Source organism: Bacillus canaveralius, from assembly GCF_002860125.1.
In the GTDB taxonomy this organism is placed as follows: Bacteria; Bacillota; Bacilli; order Bacillales; family Cytobacillaceae; genus Bacillus_BJ; species Bacillus_BJ canaveralius.
In genome coordinates this window covers 1-19,407 of sequence record NZ_PGVA01000080.1, presented here as the reverse complement: position 1 = coordinate 19,407, position 19,407 = coordinate 1, and the positions used below count along the sequence as shown (strand labels likewise).

General features: G+C 39.4%; 23 protein-coding genes, 1 pseudogene and 1 other annotated feature. Of the genes and pseudogenes, 17 read left to right on the top strand and 7 right to left on the bottom strand.

Translation table 11 applies throughout. The features are described from left to right. The first annotated feature begins 143 nt into the window (after positions 1-143). Positions 144-362 (top strand) — a binding site (T-box leader). A 47-nt stretch (positions 363-409) separates the two neighbouring features. Then, entirely contained in the window at positions 410-1,669 is a 1,260-nt protein-coding gene (gene tyrS / locus CU635_RS21675; protein ID WP_101579460.1) for a tyrosine--tRNA ligase, read from the top strand. Between the two features lie 269 nt (positions 1,670-1,938). Here tyrS and CU635_RS21670 read toward each other — a convergent pair whose 3' ends face one another. Together CU635_RS21670 and CU635_RS21665 are read right to left on the bottom strand one after the other, a co-directional pair. Continuing rightward, positions 1,939-3,084: a site-specific integrase gene (locus tag CU635_RS21670; RefSeq protein ID WP_101579458.1), complete on the bottom strand. Its 1,146-nt coding sequence runs from the start codon at positions 3,082-3,084 to the stop codon at positions 1,939-1,941. An 85-nt stretch (positions 3,085-3,169) separates the two neighbouring features. Further along, on the bottom strand, positions 3,170-3,691 hold the full coding sequence (locus CU635_RS21665; RefSeq protein WP_101579457.1) for a helix-turn-helix domain-containing protein: 522 nt from the start codon (positions 3,689-3,691) through the stop codon (positions 3,170-3,172). Between the two features lie 153 nt (positions 3,692-3,844). Here CU635_RS21665 and CU635_RS21660 point away from each other — a divergent pair, with 153 nt between their 5' ends. The 15 genes and pseudogenes from CU635_RS21660 to CU635_RS21595 all read left to right on the top strand — a co-directional run bounded on the left by CU635_RS21660 (position 3,845) and on the right by CU635_RS21595 (position 14,739). Beyond that, a complete protein-coding gene (locus CU635_RS21660; RefSeq protein ID WP_180956492.1) occupies positions 3,845-4,087 on the top strand; it encodes a helix-turn-helix domain-containing protein in 243 nt (80 codons plus the stop codon). Next, the gene (locus CU635_RS21655; protein WP_101579455.1) at positions 4,078-4,350 is read left to right on the top strand and encodes a hypothetical protein; all 273 of its coding nucleotides are present in this window, start codon (positions 4,078-4,080) and stop codon (positions 4,348-4,350) included. Before CU635_RS21660 ends, CU635_RS21655 begins: the two co-directional genes overlap by 10 nt. Positions 4,351-4,405: 55 nt before the next feature. Continuing rightward, on the top strand, positions 4,406-4,699 hold the full coding sequence (locus CU635_RS21650) for a hypothetical protein (RefSeq protein WP_101579454.1): 294 nt from the start codon (positions 4,406-4,408) through the stop codon (positions 4,697-4,699). Positions 4,700-4,752: 53 nt separating this feature from the next. Beyond that, positions 4,753-6,621, top strand: a complete 1,869-nt coding sequence (locus CU635_RS21645; protein ID WP_101579459.1) for a phage/plasmid primase, P4 family — start codon at positions 4,753-4,755, stop codon at positions 6,619-6,621. A gap of 375 nt (positions 6,622-6,996) precedes the next feature. Further along, complete coding sequence (locus CU635_RS21640; RefSeq protein ID WP_245917557.1) at positions 6,997-7,278, top strand: hypothetical protein; 282 nt, start codon at positions 6,997-6,999, stop codon at positions 7,276-7,278. A gap of 4 nt (positions 7,279-7,282) precedes the next feature. Beyond that, the gene (locus CU635_RS21635) at positions 7,283-7,645 is read left to right on the top strand and encodes a hypothetical protein (RefSeq protein ID WP_101579453.1); all 363 of its coding nucleotides are present in this window, start codon (positions 7,283-7,285) and stop codon (positions 7,643-7,645) included. Beyond that, entirely contained in the window at positions 7,632-8,030 is a 399-nt protein-coding gene (locus CU635_RS21630) for a sigma-70 RNA polymerase sigma factor region 4 domain-containing protein (RefSeq protein ID WP_101579452.1), read from the top strand. The genes CU635_RS21635 and CU635_RS21630 overlap by 14 nt, the downstream gene beginning before the upstream one ends. 147 nt (positions 8,031-8,177) lie before the next feature. Next, a pseudogene (locus tag CU635_RS24445) lies at positions 8,178-8,264 on the top strand (HNH endonuclease); the annotation flags it as partial. 6 nt (positions 8,265-8,270) lie between these two features. Further along, positions 8,271-8,477 carry a hypothetical protein gene (locus CU635_RS21625; protein ID WP_101579451.1) on the top strand — a complete coding sequence of 69 codons (207 nt, stop codon included), beginning with the start codon at positions 8,271-8,273 and terminating at the stop codon, positions 8,475-8,477. Positions 8,478-8,590: 113 nt separating this feature from the next. Next, positions 8,591-8,896, top strand: a complete 306-nt coding sequence (locus CU635_RS21620; RefSeq protein WP_101579450.1) for a P27 family phage terminase small subunit — start codon at positions 8,591-8,593, stop codon at positions 8,894-8,896. Positions 8,897-9,008: 112 nt separating this feature from the next. Continuing rightward, positions 9,009-9,635, top strand: a complete 627-nt coding sequence (locus CU635_RS21615) for a PIN domain-containing protein (protein ID WP_101579449.1) — start codon at positions 9,009-9,011, stop codon at positions 9,633-9,635. Further along, entirely contained in the window at positions 9,635-10,075 is a 441-nt protein-coding gene (locus CU635_RS21610) for a hypothetical protein (protein ID WP_101579448.1), read from the top strand. Before CU635_RS21615 ends, CU635_RS21610 begins: the two co-directional genes overlap by 1 nt. 10 nt (positions 10,076-10,085) lie before the next feature. Continuing rightward, the gene (locus CU635_RS21605) at positions 10,086-10,340 is read left to right on the top strand and encodes a hypothetical protein (protein ID WP_101579447.1); all 255 of its coding nucleotides are present in this window, start codon (positions 10,086-10,088) and stop codon (positions 10,338-10,340) included. Positions 10,341-10,343: 3 nt separating this feature from the next. After that, positions 10,344-10,706, top strand: coding sequence for a phage tail assembly chaperone G (gene gpG, locus CU635_RS21600; RefSeq protein WP_101579446.1), 363 nt, complete (start codon positions 10,344-10,346; stop codon positions 10,704-10,706). A gap of 229 nt (positions 10,707-10,935) precedes the next feature. Continuing rightward, a complete protein-coding gene (locus tag CU635_RS21595) occupies positions 10,936-14,739 on the top strand; it encodes a phage tail tape measure protein (RefSeq protein ID WP_101579445.1) in 3,804 nt (1,267 codons plus the stop codon). A gap of 127 nt (positions 14,740-14,866) precedes the next feature. Here CU635_RS21595 and CU635_RS21590 read toward each other — a convergent pair whose 3' ends face one another. The 4 genes from CU635_RS21590 to CU635_RS21575 form a co-directional block, all read right to left on the bottom strand. Beyond that, positions 14,867-15,328, bottom strand: coding sequence for a hypothetical protein (locus CU635_RS21590; protein ID WP_101579444.1), 462 nt, complete (start codon positions 15,326-15,328; stop codon positions 14,867-14,869). 65 nt (positions 15,329-15,393) lie between these two features. After that, positions 15,394-16,038, bottom strand: coding sequence for a replication-relaxation family protein (locus CU635_RS21585; protein ID WP_101579443.1), 645 nt, complete (start codon positions 16,036-16,038; stop codon positions 15,394-15,396). Further along, positions 16,035-17,162, bottom strand: coding sequence for an FtsK/SpoIIIE domain-containing protein (locus CU635_RS21580; protein ID WP_180956493.1), 1,128 nt, complete (start codon positions 17,160-17,162; stop codon positions 16,035-16,037). Before CU635_RS21580 ends, CU635_RS21585 begins: the two co-directional genes overlap by 4 nt. A gap of 20 nt (positions 17,163-17,182) precedes the next feature. Beyond that, on the bottom strand, positions 17,183-17,371 hold the full coding sequence (locus CU635_RS21575; RefSeq protein ID WP_101579441.1) for a hypothetical protein: 189 nt from the start codon (positions 17,369-17,371) through the stop codon (positions 17,183-17,185). A 234-nt stretch (positions 17,372-17,605) separates the two neighbouring features. Here CU635_RS21575 and CU635_RS21570 point away from each other — a divergent pair, with 234 nt between their 5' ends. After that, entirely contained in the window at positions 17,606-17,842 is a 237-nt protein-coding gene (locus CU635_RS21570) for a helix-turn-helix domain-containing protein (RefSeq protein ID WP_101579440.1), read from the top strand. A gap of 649 nt (positions 17,843-18,491) precedes the next feature. Here the strand turns inward: CU635_RS21570 and rpsD are convergent. After that, positions 18,492-19,094: a 30S ribosomal protein S4 gene (gene rpsD, locus CU635_RS21565; RefSeq protein ID WP_101579439.1), complete on the bottom strand. Its 603-nt coding sequence runs from the start codon at positions 19,092-19,094 to the stop codon at positions 18,492-18,494. Between the last annotated feature and the right edge of the window lie 313 nt (positions 19,095-19,407).

Below are 19,407 nucleotides of genomic sequence, written 5' to 3'. Positions count from 1 at the left end.
CGGCTACGCCATTATCTGGATGAGAAGGGAAATAATTCTCCTACAAACATTTTACTCATACATGGCATTTTTCTGAAATATACTGTGACGATTTGACAGGATCCAGTGAAATATGGTAAAACTGCAATAGTTTAAATAACATTTCGAGAGCAATGACGGGAACAAGTAGTGCTTCTATCCCTGTTTTTAGAAAGCCGGCGGCTGCTGCAAGCCGGTACAAATAGAAGGATGAATTACCTCCCTGAGCATTTACTGTGAAACGTCAGTAGCAGTAAACGGTTGAACCGTTATCTTTTTAAAGTGGAGGGCTGATGTATGCCCTCAATCTGGGTGGTACCGCGCTAAATACAAGCGTCCCTGCGTTTTCGCAGGGGCGTTTTTTGTTTAAGGAAGAAGGAGGAATGAGATGATGAGTTTATTAAGAGAGCTGGAATGGAGAGGAATCATCTACCAGCAGACAGATGAAGAAGGGATTAAAGACACGTTAAACAAGGAAAAGATTTCACTTTATTGCGGAGTAGATCCGACAGCCGACAGCATGCATATTGGCCATTTGCTGCCGTTCTTAACATTGCGCCGCTTCCAAAATGCAGGCCATCGCCCGATCGTTCTTGTCGGGGGAGCGACCGGCTTAATTGGCGACCCGAGCGGAAAGTCTGAAGAGAGAAAGCTGCAAACCTTGGAGACGGTTCAAGACAATGTGAAAGGCCTGCAGGGGCAGCTCGAGAGAATCTTTGATTTTGAAGGCGAAAACGGCGCGATTATGGTCAATAACTATGACTGGGCCGGCTCGATGGATATTGTTACGTTCCTGCGCGACTACGGTAAGCACGTAGGGGTTAATTACATGCTGGCAAAGGATACGATTGCTTCCCGCCTCGATACAGGAATATCATTTACTGAGTTTACGTATACAATTTTGCAGGCGATGGATTTCCTTCATTTGTACGAACATCATCATTGCAGAATGCAGATCGGTGGAAGCGATCAGTGGGGCAACATCACAACCGGTTTAGAGTTAATCCGCAAAATGCAGCCTGAAGGTTCAAAAGCTTACGGTTTGACGATTCCACTCGTCACAAAGGCGGATGGTACGAAATTTGGAAAAACGGAGAGTGGAGCAATTTGGCTTGACCCTGAAAAAACTTCACCATATGAGTTTTACCAGTTCTGGATTAACACGGCTGATGCCGATGTGATCAAGTATTTAAAATACTTTACGTTTTTTTCGAAAGAAGAAATTGAAGAACTCGAGAAAGCGGTCGAGGAAGATCCGCATTTGCGTAAAGCACAAAAAGCTCTGGCAGAAGAAATGACCGCATTGATTCACGGGCCGGAAGCATTGCAGCAAGCAATCAAAATCTCCGAAGCGCTATTCAGCGGTGACGTAAAAACTCTTTCAGTAGCCGAAATCAAGCAAGGCTTCAAAGATGTTCCATCGTATGCGCATGGCGGTGAAGAAGATATCTCTCTTGTTGATTTGCTCGTCGCGGCAAAAATTTCTCCATCAAAGCGCCAGGCGCGTGAGGATGTCGGAAACGGGGCTGTGTCTGTGAATGGGGAGCGTGTCACAGATACCGACAAGATTTTAACCAAAGCGGACCGTATCGAAGAGCAATTTACGATCATTCGCAGAGGGAAAAAGAAATACTTCTTAATCAAATACTAATTATAGAGAAGCCTTCCGATTGCCGGAAGGATTTTATTCAGTCATGGAAAGCTAGCGTGGAATAAAGCGAAATGTAGCGATCATTATGTAAAATCATTCACGAGACCATTGTTGCTGAAGTGGATCAAACAATAAAAAAACAAGCCGTGGATTCCACGGCTTGTTTCAATGTTATTAACGAGAGTAGAATTCAATCTCTCTAAAAACCCTAGTTATAGCGGTGTTTGGAAGGGGTTTTTTAAAATCCCCCCCAAAACTCCCCCCAATTATTACATATTTAGAGCTTGTTCAAATGCCTGGACAGACTCTTCTTCCAAATCCTTAAATGAATGGCCGTAAATCTCCAAAATCATTTGTGCGGTGTTTCCTAATCGATCGGCAATAGTTTTAACCGGAATCCGTTTGGCGATTAAAATTGTCGCATGTGCATGTCGTAATCCATGTGGTGTTATGTGTTTAAATCCGCACCTTTTGATGAGCCTATCAAAGCTATACTTTAATGTTGCATCGGTAATGGGGGTTCCTGTCTGATAAGAGATAAAAATAAAATCATCTTCAGCTAATCTCTTTCCAAATGTAAGCATTGTCTCTCTGCACCAGGAACGATATACTTTTAACTGATGAATTAGCGTGTCATCGATTAAAATGGTGCGGTAGCTGTTTTTGGTCTTGGGCGACCGCACACCTTTATTGTCTCGCGTTCGTTGGACAGATAGTGTTTTGGTTGAAGAATTGATATCTTCCCACTTTAAACCGAATGCTTCCCCTTTTCGTAAACCAGTGCGGGCCAGTAACAATATTAAAGAATAATTTGTGATATTCTCAAATTCCTTAGCTGCGGTGAGGAATTTTTTTAATTCGTCTGCAGTTAAGAAATTATCAGTTGTTTTTTCTTTTGGTATTGTTATTTTGTTAAATCGATTTCGAGTTAGGATCTCATTATCTACAGCTGCATTGATTGCTACTTTGAATAATCTATGGAATAGCTGAACAGTGCCTGGTTGATACTTTTTAAGTAACTCGTTGATGAAGACACGTTTATAAGTTGTTTTGTCTAATTCCAACAACTTATATTTTCCAAGCAGTGGTTTCATTTGGTGTTTAATTGCATTTTCTCTTTGTTTCTGAGAGGTAATCTTCCAATCGTTTTTATGAGTTTCAAACCAAATATCTAACCATTCTGAAACGGTTAGATTTGAATTTTCTACTCTCTTGACTTCCCCGTTGAGTATCTCAGTCTTAATTTCAAGTAGTGCTCTGTAAGCGTCCTTTTCAGATTTAAATCCTTGTTTAAATTTTTCTTTACGTTTTCCAAGTGAATCATAATATTTATGCCGGAAACACCAAAGCTTTTCCTTTTTAGTGTTGTAGTAATAATAAAGTTCATTATCTTTTTTTGTTTTATATAATTTCACAGTTTTATCTTCCCTTTCGTGTCTGGGCAGACGATAAAAAGGGGAACGAAAATACTTGCATCACCTCCCTTAAATATTGGCTCGATTACTTCTTTCGTTTAATCCTCGTGGGTTTCCACCTTTCCTTTAATTCCGGATACATTAATTCAACCATGTCCATAATTTTCTTCCTTTGGTCCTCTGTTAAATTGTGACCGTTATAAGTTGGTGAAATATCAGGTTCATTATCATCAATAGAAAGATCACTATTAAGAAAAGTTTTGAGATCCGTTAGGTGTTCAATTAAATTAAGTTGATTTTTTCCTGTTTCAATTTCATTTCTCATTTCTTTATCTATGTCATCTATAAATTCCCAATCAGTATTATAACCGGCACGTTTTAATAATTCCTTGTACATAGCGCTGAATGTGGTTTCAGTGTCCAAATCATCAGTTAATCCAGCTGCAATTTTATGAATTGTTTTTCTTGATGGAGATTTGGTACCACTTTCTAGTTGAGAAAGATACGGTTGTGAAACACCTGTTATTCTATGAAGTCCACTAATAGAAAGCCCGTTGGCTTCTCTATATTCCCTTAAATATTTGCCAAAAACATTCTCATCATTCATAAATAAAACCCTCCTATTATTAATTATTCTATTTCTTTCAGCAATAGAAGGCAAACTTTTTTCAAAAAAATCATTGAAAACTATTGCTATTTATTGATATTTAATTTAATATGAATTTAGCAATAGAAATCAATAGAAATGAGGTGGAAATCATTGATTAAGTATCATCCTAGAAAATTTAAAATCTTAGTGGCTATGGCCCAAAAAGGATTCAATCAAAAATCACTTAGTGATGCGGCTGACGTGAATCCTGCAACATTATCCCGTTTTTTAAATGGAAAACTCAGTATTTCTCCAAACAGTGCAAGGAAAATAAGCGATGCTCTTGATAGTGAGTTAGAAGAAATATTTGAAATTGAGATAAAAGAAAGCGAGGTTGAATCTCAATGTCACTAGCAAAAATAGATGTTTCCATTAACCAGGATGAAATTCGTCAATATATCAATCAGAAATTAGATCAAGTGCTTCATGAAACATTGCTCTATTGGGATGTAAACGAAATGGCAAAGAGAACATGCCTGAGTAAATCATTCCTGGAGAATGAAGTACTGCATGATCCGCGTATGAAGTTACTAGAAAGAAGGAAATCCAAAGGAAAAAGAATATGGCCATACGAAGCAAGTTTGAAAGTAATCCAAGCCATTCTAGATGAATGGTAAATAACAAATTGTCTGGGCAGACACTAAAAATCTTTTAACAGGGGTGCTATAACTATTGGAAAACTTAAAAACTCTTTCTCATGAATTGGAATATAAATTAAATTCCATTCTCGATGAAGTTCAAACATTAGAGGATGTAGAAGTTCTTTTAGGACACTTAGTAGAGGATATGGAGAATGCAGTTGCTCAGGGAGAAGAAAGAGCTTATTACCGTGAGCATCAGCGTATGGTTAGAGTGTTATGGAACCTTATTCGACACACAAACAATGACTTAAAAAGAAACTCGGAAAAGGCCGAACGTATTAATCGTGAAGTTTTAAATACAATTATGCAAGATACTAAAGCTTAGTGTGGCTGCTTCCGCGCAAATAAACAGCCCTGATCAGGGAGTAGGTGATTACAATCTATAAAGGTTATCTAAAAGGAAATGGAAAGCATGCCGCAACATCCTTTAAAGACGGGGCGAAGCTTCTCTCATACCATACAGCAAGAAAAGAATCATCCTTTGTCGGTATTTTAGACGATGACTATATTATGGTTGACGTGGATGATATGGATGAGGCTGAAACGCTCTTGGATATCGTAGAGGATAAAGATTTAAAGTGTTCCGTCCTGGAGACCACCGGCGGCATGCATTTTTACTTCAAAGGTTACGATATTACGGCCAATAAAATTAAATGGTATTCCAATATCGGCATCCATTGTGATTATAAGCTCGGGATTCGGAATACTGCGGATCCTTTAAAGATCGATGGGGAAAGCCGTAAATGGATCCGGAAAGTAACCGATCATGAGCCGCTACCGCCATGGTTATATCCATACAATAAGAAAAATCCAAACCTAAGAAAGCTTTCAGATGGAGATGGCCGGAATGATAAGCTGTTCACTTACATTCTAAAAATGCAATCGCAGGGCATGGCTAAGAATGATATCAAAGAGACCATTTCCATTATTAATGAATACATCTTGCAAGAGCCAGTGAGCAAAGAAGAACTAAATGTAATCTTGCGCGATGATGCATTTATGAAGGAATCGTTTTTTATAAAGGGAGTATTTCATCACGATAAGTTTGGTAATTTTCTCATCAATGAACATCATATCTGCAAGATTACGAATGTGTTGTTCATTTATCAAGACGGTGTTTATTCAGATAAAGAAGAAGATATAGAACGAGCAATGGTAAAACACATTTCTTCACTGACCCGGGCGCGGAGACAAGAGACACTTGCTTACATACACCTTAATGCTAAAAGTAAGCAATTCGCTCCGTCCAAATATATTGTCCTTAAAAATGGAGTGTTTAATTTGGAAACATGGCAGCTGCAGGACTTTTCGCCGGATATCATTATACGCAATAAAATACCCATACCGTTTATTAAAAATGCTTATTGTGAACTTACTGACAATACATTAAATAAAATTGCGGTTCGTGACAAGAAAATCCGCGCTATCTTGGAAGAAATATTAGGATACATTCTTTTAAGGGATAACCGTTTTTCATATACCTTCATCCTGACCGGCGACGGATCCAACGGTAAATCGTCCTTCATAGATATTGTGGCCGCTCTAGCCGGTACCGAAAATGTTGCATCTTTGGATCTGAAAGAACTGGACCAGCGATTTAAAACGGCCGAACTTTTTGGGAAACTAGTTAATATCGGAGATGACATTTCAAAAGGATACATTAAAGAGTCATCTGTTTGGAAAAAGCTTTCTACAGGTGAAAGAGTAAACGTCGAGAGAAAAGGAAAGGATCCTTTTGATTTTACTAATTACTCAAAACTGATTTTTTCAGCAAATGAAATGCCGCGGATTAATGATTACAGCGATGGTGCCTTGCGTAGATTACTTATTGTTCCGTTTAGAGCGAAATTTTCAAAGGACGATAACGACTTTGATCCGCAAATTCGGCAAAAGCTAGTGACGGATGAATCAATGCAATTTGTATTAAACATTGCTTTAAAAGGATTGAGTCGATTAATCGAGCAAAAAGGATTCACAAAATCAGAAGTGGTCGATAAAGAGCTGGATGTCTACAAAGAAGAAAACAATCCGATTATTAGTTTTGTACAGAATGAGGACGTGGACCTCGAGCGTGGGGTAGTCGGCGATATTTACATGCAATATAAAGTGTATTGTTCAGAAAATGGATACCAGGCCGTGAGCAACATAAGCTTCAGCAAACAAATCAAGCAGCTTTTTGGTTTTGAAACAAAGACACAACGAATTAATAAAACTACTAAAAAAATCTATATAAAAGTAGATTCGTGACTGTTTTTAATCAAATCGATTTTTAAAATCCAGTCGCATCAAGCGTTTTAAAATTAGTCAGTACTAAAAGCGGTCACGAAAATTAGAAAAAATCATGAAAAAAGCGCTCGTTTTCGTCTCTGTTACTCATTTATTAGTAACATGTTTTCAATATTAGTAACGGAAAAAACATAGTAATATCAAGGGTTTGGAACTAGTGTTACTAATGTTACTCATATTTTATTTTCTTATTAATAATAAAAGATAAAAAATTATTAATTATTTATATAAAAAATATGGGGTCAAATTAGTAACATTGATAACACTTTTCGCTAAAAACCCTTGTGTATCAAGGGTTTTGGGATGTTACTCATTTTATAAGGAGGATGAAAAAACATGCGAGTATATAAAAAAGATTTATTGTTAGGTGTTCCGATTATGCTGGCAGAGGAATACGAAGGTCAATTGCATACATGGTGTAGTTACTGTTTTCGATATCACCATCATGGAATTGAATCGGATGGAAATGTTGTGCTTGCTCATTGTGTGAATCCATACAGCCCATATTTGAAGACTGATTATATGCTTAAAAAGAGGGATAATATGGACATTGAGCTTAGAAATACAACCTTTATCCAATCAGAGTACATTGATAATTCCGGACATAACGGGAGGTGAAATCATGCTGCCGCAGTTAAAAAACTATCCGCATACAAAAGAAGCCATTTCAAACCTTGAATGGGACATAAAGAGATCCAGGTTTGATTTAGTACGCTGGCAACCAGGCGGAGACTTATTTGAGCAAAACAATATCGAAATGGCCACAAAGAATCAGACCCGATTGAATGATGAAATAACGAGTATGAAAGGACAGATCGAAGATAAGAAGAAGGAGATCAGAAAATTAAAATTAATCGATATCTTTAAAGGTCTTGAGAATCAAGTAATTAGAATGAGATACATTGACGGTATGTCCTTAGCCGAGCTAATCAGGATGATTAAATTCGCTGTTAAAAATAATGGTGACCCAGTTGAACTGGATTAATCATTATTGGCAGCTGGAGGAAGAGATTTCAGAGATTGAATGGGACATTGAAAAATCTAATCTAGAGTTTAAGCGCTGGAATGAACATGGTGACCTGTTTAATAAAAACTCTTTTCAAGTATCGTTAGAGAACCAGATCCGTGTGATCCATTCTATCCAGGACTTAGAGGGCCTATTGGTTGAAAAGAAAAACTTAAAAGCTAAATTGTTGGAACGGATTGAAACCTTTAAAGGTCTTGATAATCAAATATTAAAGATGAAATATATTGATTGTATGACCTTAGAACAAATTGCAGAGGAATTAAAATACAGTGCCAGTCATATACGGAAAAGACATGCTGAAATAAAGCGAATGGACAAGTATGCTGAGTCTTTAAGGGGGTGATGTGCAATGTTGATAAGTTTTTCTTATGGTTAGTTGTTGGAAGATTGTTGTCATCCTTATGGTGATTGCTGTTAGGAGGTTGTGAACCATTGACTGAATACAAAACCCAACAGCAAAAGCGCAAGTTCTATGACAGTGGCGAGTGGAGAGACTATCTGTGTGGACTGTCATAACAAGGAGCATGGCAGGGAGTTTGGTAAGAAAGAAAACAAATGGAATGATGAAAGGTGGTAAACGGAAATGAACAAACCATTCTTAACTATTGAGATGGATGACTTAACAAAGGTTCCGACGGTGACTGTTAATGATCAACGAATTGAAAATGTTATAAATGTAGGTATCGATTGGTCAGCTCGAGGCGAATCACAGTCTATTCAGTGCATTTCTATATCTTATTATGAAAGTCCGCAAATTAAAAAGACTGTAAGTTACGAAGTATTGTTTTAATACACCCCCCTCAAAAAGTTTTAACCTTTTTTTCGTTTCGGGGCACCGGGGAGGGGGCTCGACTCTCTAAATTTATCGCGCGTGCGTGCGTGAAGGGAGGGGGGAGGGGTTATATGAGAAAGGTCACGGAGCTTAAAAAACAGCTAATGGCTAAGATTGACACAACCGATTTGCTCCAGGTTGAAAAGGTAGAAAGATACATTAATTTAGTTACTGTCATGCGGAGAATGGATCGGATCATCAAAAAAGAAGGCGAAACGATTACAACGCAAAATGGGAAACAAAAATTCATCAAAGCTCATCCCTTAATTGCAGAACGAAACGAAATCAATACAGCCTTGTTGAGCATTGAAAGGTCATTTGGTCTTAAGGCTGATGTAAAGGAAAAACGATACAGCGTGCAAGATTTGTTGTATTGAATATGGAGGGGACTTGATTGAGTACTGCAAAGAAACAAATTGGGAAGGTGTACAGATTAGATTTTTCCAAAGAAACACTATCAAACTTTTACAAAACTAGGGGGAATTAACGGTGGAAAATACGACATCAATCGATGAAAATCAGTATTTTGCAGAATCAAAAAAGGCTATTCAAATAGTCTTGGAAAAGGAAAAGTTACTTCAAAAACAATTAAAAGCAGTGGACAAACTTCAACTGGTGAAGGAATTTAAAAAGGAAACACGGTCAGCAGCGCAATACGATGAACTGGAAAAGCAGGAAAGAGAATTGGAACGGAAGATTCGGTTCAATCGTCTAATGGAGTCTGCAGTACCTGAGGAACACAAAGAAAAAATAAAGCGTAACTCAGCCGCCGAACAATTGGAAGTAGACAACAAGCTGAATGAACTAAAGGCTCAGCTAAATGAACAAATTGATCATCTGGAAAATGATTTATTTCCATTACTCGACAATATCAGGAAATTGGAAAGAATGAAGATGATACCCGATCAGATAAATATTATTTTAGAATCCGATATTGGTGAGAACGCTGTTATACCAGTTGAAAATCGGGTTAGGAGGCTAAATGTTTCCTATAATGAAACTCAATCCGGCCAAGCATTTAACGATTTAGTAAAGCTTATTGGTTCCCTAAGAAAAATCGAAGTGCCCAAGGAGACTAAAGGACTATTAGACTTTTTGAAGAGAGGTAGAAAATAATGTACCCATTCGAAAAAGAAATTGCAAAAAGAGAAATGTTAGCAATTGTATGCAGCTATCCCTATAAGGTAATCCCTTTATCAGATCGAGCAAAATTGGCTTTTGCTTTATTCAACAAGAATTCCGGTCCTTTGGAAAAAACTACAGCCGCATTTTTCGAAAAATATCTGAATGTAGAAAAGGAGCCGTTTGTTGGACAAGTCTCTTTTTACTACGATGATCCGTATGAAAGTGAGGGATCACTTAAACGCACAACTAAAGAGCGTGCTATTTGGTGGATGGCAGAAAATTGGGTTTCGGGCATTACCCATCCCAATAGTGACAGGGGTACTTTTTTTGCAAGTTTAACAGAAGGTGAAGATTATAAGGTTGAAGTAGGCGAGAAAATCGTACACGAACAACCAAAAGCTCTAACATTCGACGACATAAAGGCATTGTAGGTGATGAATAATGAATATTCCCATCGAAATATCAAAAGACACCTATGAGAATAAGCAAAAAGAAGCTTTCTCCAAAGAATTTAATTCACTGGTTAAAGAACTTAAGCCTAAAAACAAAAAAGTGGGCCCGGTGTTAAATTCAATGATACTAATGGATGCTTATTTACAAGCAACAAAGAAGGAACGTGAGGAAGCAAGCAGACTGGATCAGGAAGTCCAAGCCAGGGTAAGAGCCCGTAATAAAGAATTCCATAAGGATTTATAAGATATGAAAAATTTAAAAATCCACCTGATAATTGACGGGAAGAAGAAAAAGTTTAAGGCACCAAAATTCATAAGCGGCTCTGTATTTCAAAAAACAATGGAATTGGAACGAGTTTTAGATAATATCCAGGATTATAACATCGTTTTCGAAAAGCTCTATCCATTGATTTGTGATGTGTTCGGAAACCAATTTACTCCCGAACAATTACGGAAAGGGGTAGATATAAGAGAGATAATTCCCCTGGCTAACTCGGTGACAGATCATGTCATTTGCCATATGCAATTATCGAACAAGATAGCGGGGGTTCACTCTGAAGGGAAAGTGGTCCTATTTGAAAAGAACAACAGAAAATTTAGAAGAAATTAGATGCGTTAAGTGTCAAAAAAAGCTAGGGCTAATGAAAGGAATAGCAATAATTAAATGCCATAGATGCAAAACGGTAAATCAGTTTCAAATTAAATATTCAGAGGATCTTGCAGAATCCCAATTAACATAGAGACTCAAGAAGTCCAGCCACTAATTGTGGCTTGGGCTTTTTTTTATTCCCTTTGGGCCCACCACCCCATTAGTGAGCATTATATAAGCGGGTGAGAACATGGAACGTATTGAAGGTTTATCAATAGGGCTTGATTTAGAAACATTAAAGCTTGAACGTGGTCTAACTGGTTTAAAAGATAGATTGAAGACCGTAGACAGTGAAATGAAAGCAAATCTTTCATCATTTGACCGTGCGGATCAATCCGTCGCAAAATATGAAACTCGTTTAAGCGGTCTTAATAAAAGACTTGAAATCCAAAAACGCATCGTCCAGGAATCCCGAGCCGAATATGAAAAGATGGTTAAGGAATTTGGAGAGGGTTCAAAGAAAGCAGAAGCCGCCGCACGTAGTTATAACAATCAAGTAGCCGCACTTAATACTCTTGAACGATCAATTGGCCGTACAACGGATGAATTTAAGCATTTCAGAGACGCACAAGACCAAACTCAATCAAGTTGGGCTAAATTTACTGGTCACGCTGAAAATGCAGGGAAAACTCTAACTGGTGTCGGTGAGAGGTTGTCGGGAATAGGACAAACCATGACCATGTCCATTACAGCGCCTTTAGTTGGACTTGGTGCGTTGGCGCTGAAATCTGCAGATGATTTCGACAAGGCTCAAGGGAAAATGCAAGCATCTCTTGGGTTAACCGCAGCTGAGACAAAGAGACTGAGCGATACAGCCAAGACATTGTGGAAGGAAGGCTTCGGTGCAAACATCGAAGAAATTTCCGCCACAATGACTACTGTGGAAAAGAATATGAGCGCTTTAAGTTGGGCTACTCAGGACGAATTAGAAGATATCGGACGTAGTGCTTCCATCATTTTTGATTCTTTCGGTGCCGATGTCAACGACACGACCAAAGTCGCAAATTCTTTGATGATGAACTTCGGAAAAACAAGCAAAGAAGCTTTTGACTTGTTGACATGGGGTTATCAAAACGGACTCGACTTCAGTGGAGAGTTTTTAGACACTGTGAATGAATACGCGCCCCAATTTGCCGCGATGGGCATGAGTGCCGAGGAAATGTTCGGAATCCTGGAACAGGGTGCGGTAAATGGAGCATTCAACCTGGATAAGGTCGGGGACGCGGTAAAGGAATTCAACATCCGTATTAAAGACGGTTCCAAAACAACTTCTGATGCAATGGGGCAACTCAGCTCGGGTACACAGGCGGTCTGGAAAAGCTTTTTAGAAGGTAAAGCTACCGGCAAAGAAGTGATGGATTCCATAATCAAAGAATTATCCGGTATGGATGACCAAGTGAAAGCCAATCAGATCGCAGTCGGTGTATTTGGCACCCAGTGGGAGGATTTGGAGAGCAGCGCTGTTTATGCAATGGGCAATGTGTCTGATGAGCTTGCGGGTGTGGAAGGTGCTACCGAAAAGGCTGGTAAGGCTCTTTATGACAACCTTGGAGCACGGGTCCAAAGCGAACTGCGTGAGCTCGGTTCATCTTTAATGCCTCTTGCAAATGTCTTGATGGACGTCATCGAACCTGCGTTGGATTCTGCTGCCGATAAAGTTGAACAGTTTACTGGCTGGGTTAAGGGTTTATCTCCTGAAGGACAGAAATCCGTGCTGATGATCGGCGGGCTTGCTGCAGCTATCGGTCCGCTGGTCACCGGACTCGGATTTGCATCAATCGGAATCAGTGGATTAATTAGCGGGTTGGGACTTTTAACAAATCCTGTCGGCCTAACAGTGTTAGGAATTGCGGGTCTTGCTGCAGGTTTTCTTGCACTGGATAAGGAAATGGACAAACCCATCATTAAATCTGATATTTTTAAAGGCAAAATTTCCGAGGCTACACAAGAAGCAGTCGGATCATACATGAAATTACACAATGAAGCTGAGGCTGAATTGAATGCGTTAGCAGCTGGCCAAAGTGAAATCACTGACGAAATGGCTAATAGCATGATTAAAAGGTATCAACAAATGGGCGATCAAGTCTTAGCCGCTATGAAACAAAATCATGCAGATCAGCTCGCTGAACAACAAGCTCTGTTCGATTCAAGTAATGTATTGACTGAAGAAGAAGAACAGAAACGAATGCTTAGATTGCAAGAGCAGCAATTGGCCGAAATAGAGCAACATAATGCAACTCAAGAAAGAAAGTATGAAATCGTCAGAACTATAAATGATGAAAATCGCATTGCCACGGAAGCAGAACTGGCGGAGCTTGCTGAATTAAACAGGCAAAGCCAACTCAAAGCGGTGGAGGAACTCTCTGCAAGCCAACAAGAGCAATTGACCATATTGAACAACATGAAAAACCAGAAGAGCATCTTGGAAGCCGAAGAGGCAGCTAATACAGTAAATAAATCCATTGAAACAAGGGATAAAGTTGTTAAAGAAGCTCAAAAGGAATATGATCAAAAAATCGCAACAATAAAATTAAGTCGCGATGTAACAGGCACTATTAAAGCAGAAGAAGCAACAGCGATGATCGAAGAAGCCGAAAGAGCAAAAAATGAAACCATTTCAAAAGCTACAGATACGCACGATGAAGTCGTACGGCAAGCTCAATTACAAGCTGGTGAACATGTCGACGAGGTAAACTGGGAAACTGGTGAAGTGTTAGGTAAATGGGATCAAATGTACAATGGTGTGCTGAAAGCTTGGAACTGGGTGAGAGAGCTATTTGGAAAAGCGCCATTGTCAAAAAAGGGATCAGTACAAGAAAATGGCAGGCAAATAATTAAAAGACAAAATGCTAGATTCGCGGCATATGCGGATGGAACTTCTTCAAGCGGCCATCCTGGTGGGCCGGCAATAGTCGGTGAAGAAGGCGCGGAGCTTGCTCACATTCCAGGTAAGGGCTTGACACTGGTTGGAACAAAAGGACCGCAATTGTTTGGCAACCTTCCAAAGGGTACATCTGTCCTACCAAACAACCATACACAAAATTTGCTAAAATCTTTTGGTTTTCCCGGTTATAAAGACGGGATAGGGGATTACTTTGACGTGTTCTTAAAAGGCGCGGGCAGTGTATGGGATATGGTTAAAAATAAGTTTAGTTTACAAGATTCGTTGATTCCGTCCTGGCTAAACAGCCATACGGGTAGTCCGTTATCCCACATAGGAGACATGGCGAAGGATTGGATCAAAAAGACATTCGACGAAATGTTCACATTTGATTCTAAAAGTTTTGGAGGATCGGGTGTGCAACGGTGGGCAGGAGTGGCCGCCCAGGCATTACGCATGACAGGCCAGTTCACCAAGGCTAATCTTGATAAATTACTCTACCAAATGAAAACAGAGTCTGGCGGAAACCCACGAGCTATTAATTTGTGGGATATTAATGCTAAACGCGGTATCCCTTCTAAAGGTATCATGCAGGTCATTGATCCTACTTTTAGGGCGTATGCAATGCCAGGATTTAATACGAATATTTATGACCCACTATCTAATATGCTAGCGTCTATCCGATATTCATTGTCCCGTTATGGAAGTCTATCAAAAGCCTGGCGTGGGGTTGGTTACGCAACGGGCGGCCGGGTTGGCACTGATGGCTTTTATCAGTTGGCAGAAGGGGGTTGGCCGGAATGGATTATTCCTACTGACCCAAGCCGTCGGACAGATGCTATGAAACTATTGGCACTGGCTGGCAGAGAAATTGGCGGGAATAAGCGGCCTAACCAGCTGCCTAATGTGGGTGTCACGACGGATGACTCGCTCTTGCAAAAGCTACTGGAGGCAACCATACAGCAGACTCAAATTCTTGTGAGGTTGCTGCAAAAAGATGCTTCTTTTAATGTGGACGGAAGAGAATTGGCACGTACTATTTCAGGTCATGTTAAAGAGTTTAATGATTTTGATAGTGACAGAAATAGAGTATTCGAAGGGAGGGCGTACTAATGCTTTTTTCATTTTTGTTTAATGGGGTAAAAAGCCTTTAATTGCCACACTTCCATCAAAAGAAGAATTATTAAAGCTTTATAAATTATGAGACAAAAGAAGGAGCAGCCACAAAAGGCGCTCCTTTTTACTGTACTTTGTTGAGTTCTTTTCGTGCTGCTTCAACTACCTCCTTATTGTGTTTATTGTATTGCGACAGGGTGGATTCTAAATACATCAGCCCCTCAACGGCTTGAAGGAAATAACCTTCTCTAACTAATTTTGAAAGGTTATAGTTTTCTTTATCGTCTGGATCATTAACATAAACTTTTGCTACGCTCTTGGCGTTAACATCAAACACGAAGAGTTCAAGCTCGTCTTCATCACATCCTAAAATTGGTCCTATAAAAGTTCGAATTGATATCTCAGGATGAGCAAATTCGATTTCCTCTTTTTTAAACCACTCGTACACTGGCTCATAGGAGGAAATCAAACCTTTAAGAAAATGAACTTGCTCTAAAACTAAACTATTGTATTCCTCTATTGTAGAATCCAAAGTTAATTTTTCTTTTTTCAGTTTTGCTAATAAGCTTGTTGTATCGATTTGCAAAATATTCACTCCCTATGATTGTTGGTACAACTACTATAAAATTCGCTATTATGTCGAATTTCCCTTTATTTTTTTATTTTTAGGGAGCCAGCTGTAACGATTTCCCTTACTGGTTCAAACAATTTCACCAGCTGATCAATGTCCGGTACTTGGATAAAGCGTACATGATCGCTTTGTATCTTGTACCTGGTATCAGTAATCATAATAACAGTTGGAAATACCTTTTTATTTGCCGGCTGCCAGGCTTCCGCTTTCCATTCATCCGAAAAGAAATATTCCTCATAGCGTTTTACCTTCTCGGCCATTACTCGGGTTGAATAGACGGAACGCTGTATTTCAACAAAGAAAGGTGCTCGCTTCCAGATCATGAAGGCATCCGGCTCCATATAACTTTTTCCGTATTTAGGTTCGACCGAAAAAACCTTTGGATCCTCATACTTTTTTAAACTCTTATAAAATTTAACAATCTGCAAAAAATGCGGTATTTTGGTTGAATCTTTCTTTATTGTGGCTGGGGAAGGGAAATATATATAGGGCTGCCGATCTCTACTCACTTCGATATGGCCATCCCGTCGCAGACGTTTTAAAACTGTGTTACAGCTAGTAACAGGCTGTTTGAGGTTCGAGAAGTGCAATTCGATAATGTCATCCCTAGTCATACACCGAAACCGCTGCAGATCAGCTAAAATGTTAATATCTCGTTTTCTCATTCGTCCAACACCTCAAAAATCCCATTCTCGTTTTCTTTTAAATCGATTACGTTACTAGAAGCATTTAAAGGAGGTTTCCTGCGGTCTTTGGTCTTTGCGCTCCAATGTGCCATTAGAAGCTTTTTCGCCATATCAAGGCTTAAAAACGGTGCCTGTAACTCCTTATTCTCTGAAAAGGCTGGCAGCTTAATTAAAAACCGTCCTTCCTCTTTTAATTTTTCGCTTCCAGGAGTGCCAACGATCCGGGAATTAATCAGATCAGCGCATTTAAAACCCATGCGAACGGTAAGATTATTTTTCAATTTTCCGTCCAGCACTTTGCTGTCTGGCCGCTGCATGGAGAGAATCAGGAAAACACCTAATGCCCTCCCTATTGCGCTAACTTCCTCCACAAGCTCCATCAGACTTTTTTCCTTCTGGAGTAAAGCAACCTCATCGATGCAAACCACGATGTAAGGCGGGGGATCCGGAAGATCATCAACGTGTGACAATTCATGATGATCGAGCAAATCGCCTCTGCGCTTCATTTCTCCCTGAATTAATGTAAAAACTGGCATCATTTCTTTCGCCGTGACAAATACCCCTTGAACATGTTCTATCTGTCGAAATACATGAAACTCTGAGTGTTTTAGGTCACATAGGTATAGTTGCAACCGCTCCGGCGGCAAAGTTTTAATAAGTGTCGTTAAAATGCTCCGCAGCTGTGTAGACTTTCCGGATCCAGTTTCACCGGCAATTAATAAGTGCGGATTCTTTACCAGGTCGAATACAACCATATTTCCGTTCAAGTCCATTCCGGCAACAATGGGAATTGACAGGCCTTTGAATAGCGCAACATATTTTTCATAATCGTACAGCAAGCTTGAGGGAATACCAGCTGCATAAACAGTAAGCTGAAAAGTCTTAATTTCGCCCTTAATTTGCGTGTTTTTGCCGAATTTTTGATGAAAAACGTACATTTTCTTCTTGATTAGGTTTGGATCCATACCGGTTCTTAAAGAGAAGGTGAGTTTAGTGGATCGATCGTCAATGATTACAGAGTGGATTTTAGGGAAGATTGGCTGCTCCTCATTGCCGAGATACAAGCCGGCGGATTTAAAAGCGGAAATAAGCTGCTTACGCACCTTCAGTTTCGCCAAAATGCTCATAATATCCAATGCAGAAGGCTATTAGTTTCGATAAAGTAAACGCCTGCTGCTAAGCCTGCAAGGGGGATTAAAACTTTAAGGACATTTCCGATCACTCGAAAGCCTAAACTTTCAATAGTTTTATCCAAGACGGCCAGCCCGACCACTATTCCGCCAGCTACGAAAAACGATGTTTCAAATAACATTTTGATTCCTCCTCTTCCTCCGCCTCACTTTAAACACTTTTTGATTTTCTTAATTCTGATGGCTTATTGCTTGGCTCACCACAGTAACGTTACTTTGTTAAATACTTTGGCAGCTGCTTTGATAAATACTTATGTAGGACTGGTTGTCCAAGTTTCCTATTTTTTTGGAATGGATTCTTTTTGTAGGATTTTTGGACAGTCTTGTGGAAATTAAAAACAAGGGAGTGAGGGCTTTTGAAGGATAAAAATGGTTTAGGTAAGAGAAGATCGAAGCTAGGTAAGTTTTTAAATTTGCACTCTATTTCTCAACAAGAAATAGTTAAAAGGACTGGGCTTAGCAAAAGTACAATAAGCCGCTTATGTCAGCCGGAAGAATTTGAACCTAATATGAAAAGTGCTAAGAAAATTATTAAGGTGCTTCAAGAAGCTGGATACCAGGTAAACTTTGAAGATTTTTGGGGTGTAGAATGAGCGAAAAAAGAAATCGAATATAGAAATAACTCCACCCTACATTAGCGAAAAGACAAAAAAGAAATTGTTAGGTTTTTCATGAAAACCTCAATACCTCGAAATGCTATCAGTGTAAACGTACATCAAAATGATGATATACTTAATCTACTTTCTTATACACCGGACATTTATAATTCTGTGCAAAATAGTTTTAATCTCTACATGGGTAAAAAACTGGAGGAATTTCTAGATAAGAAATTGGAATTAGAAAAACATGCAAGGGAAACTTCCGGAACGCATCAAACTGCCTGCCTCACTTTTAATATGGATTGCTGTTAGAACATTCATTTAAAGTCATCCCTTCTATTTATGAAACAATTATAACGTTCTAAAAAGTGGTTGCGAATAATTAGAAGGTACCTTCCGAACTTTCATGTATTAGGAATGGGTTCGGAAAATAAAAAGCCACCTTCCGAAAGGTGACAATGAATATAAATTATGCGTCTGCCCAGTAAAATGAATCTCTCAAAAAGTCCCCCCAAAAGTCCCCCCAAATGACTGGGGGAGAATACATTATTCTACAAAGCAGAAAATAAATAAAAAACCCTAGAAACGTTGTAATAACGTGGTTTCTAGGGTTTTGAATATTGCTGTTAATGAAGCAAATCCATTAACGAGAGTAGAATTCAACGATAAGAGCTTCGTTGATTTCGGCAGGCAATTCAGAGCGCTCTGGCAAGCGAGTGAAAGTACCTTCTAATTTGTCAGCATCGAAAGTTACGAAGTCAGGTACGAAGTTGTTTACTTCGATTGCTTCTTTCACGATGTCAAGGTTGCGGGACTTTTCGCGCAAGCTGATTGTTTGGCCAGGCTGCACGCGGTATGATGGGATATCAACGCGTGAACCATCAACCATTACGTGACCATGGTTTACAAGCTGACGAGCTTGGCGGCGTGTACGCGTTAAGCCTAAACGGTAAACAACATTGTCCAAACGAGATTCGAGAAGAACCATGAAGTTTTCACCGTGTTTACCAGCCATTTTGCCGGCACGATCGAATAGGTTGCGGAATTGGCGCTCAGTTACTCCGTACATATGACGAAGCTTTTGCTTTTCCTGCAATTGCAAACCGTATTCAGAGATTTTTTTACGCTGGTTTGGACCATGTTGTCCAGGAGCGTAAGGACGCTTTTCTAATTCTTTACCTGTACCGCTTAGAGAAATTCCAAGACGGCGGGATAGTTTCCAGCTTGGACCAGTATAACGAGCCATGAATGACTCCTCCTTTGTGTTTTTATTAGTAAAATAAAAACAGTTGTGACGCACAATCGTGGCCATTTTGTCTTCATGTACCTTCGCCCCAGCAGCTCGGGGTTACCCAATACACCATCCTAGAGGAGAAAAACCTCTGCCAGAGGAACAAAATGCACCCACCAAGGTGTTCACATAGGCTGCGATATTATTTTACACAAAGGATATTATATAACTTTAGTTGGGTGAAAGTCAAGATAGTAACCAAAGGTGTTTGAGTCAAGCATTTGTTGGCGGAATTTATTTCCACCTAAAACGTGTAAGCGGATTCATG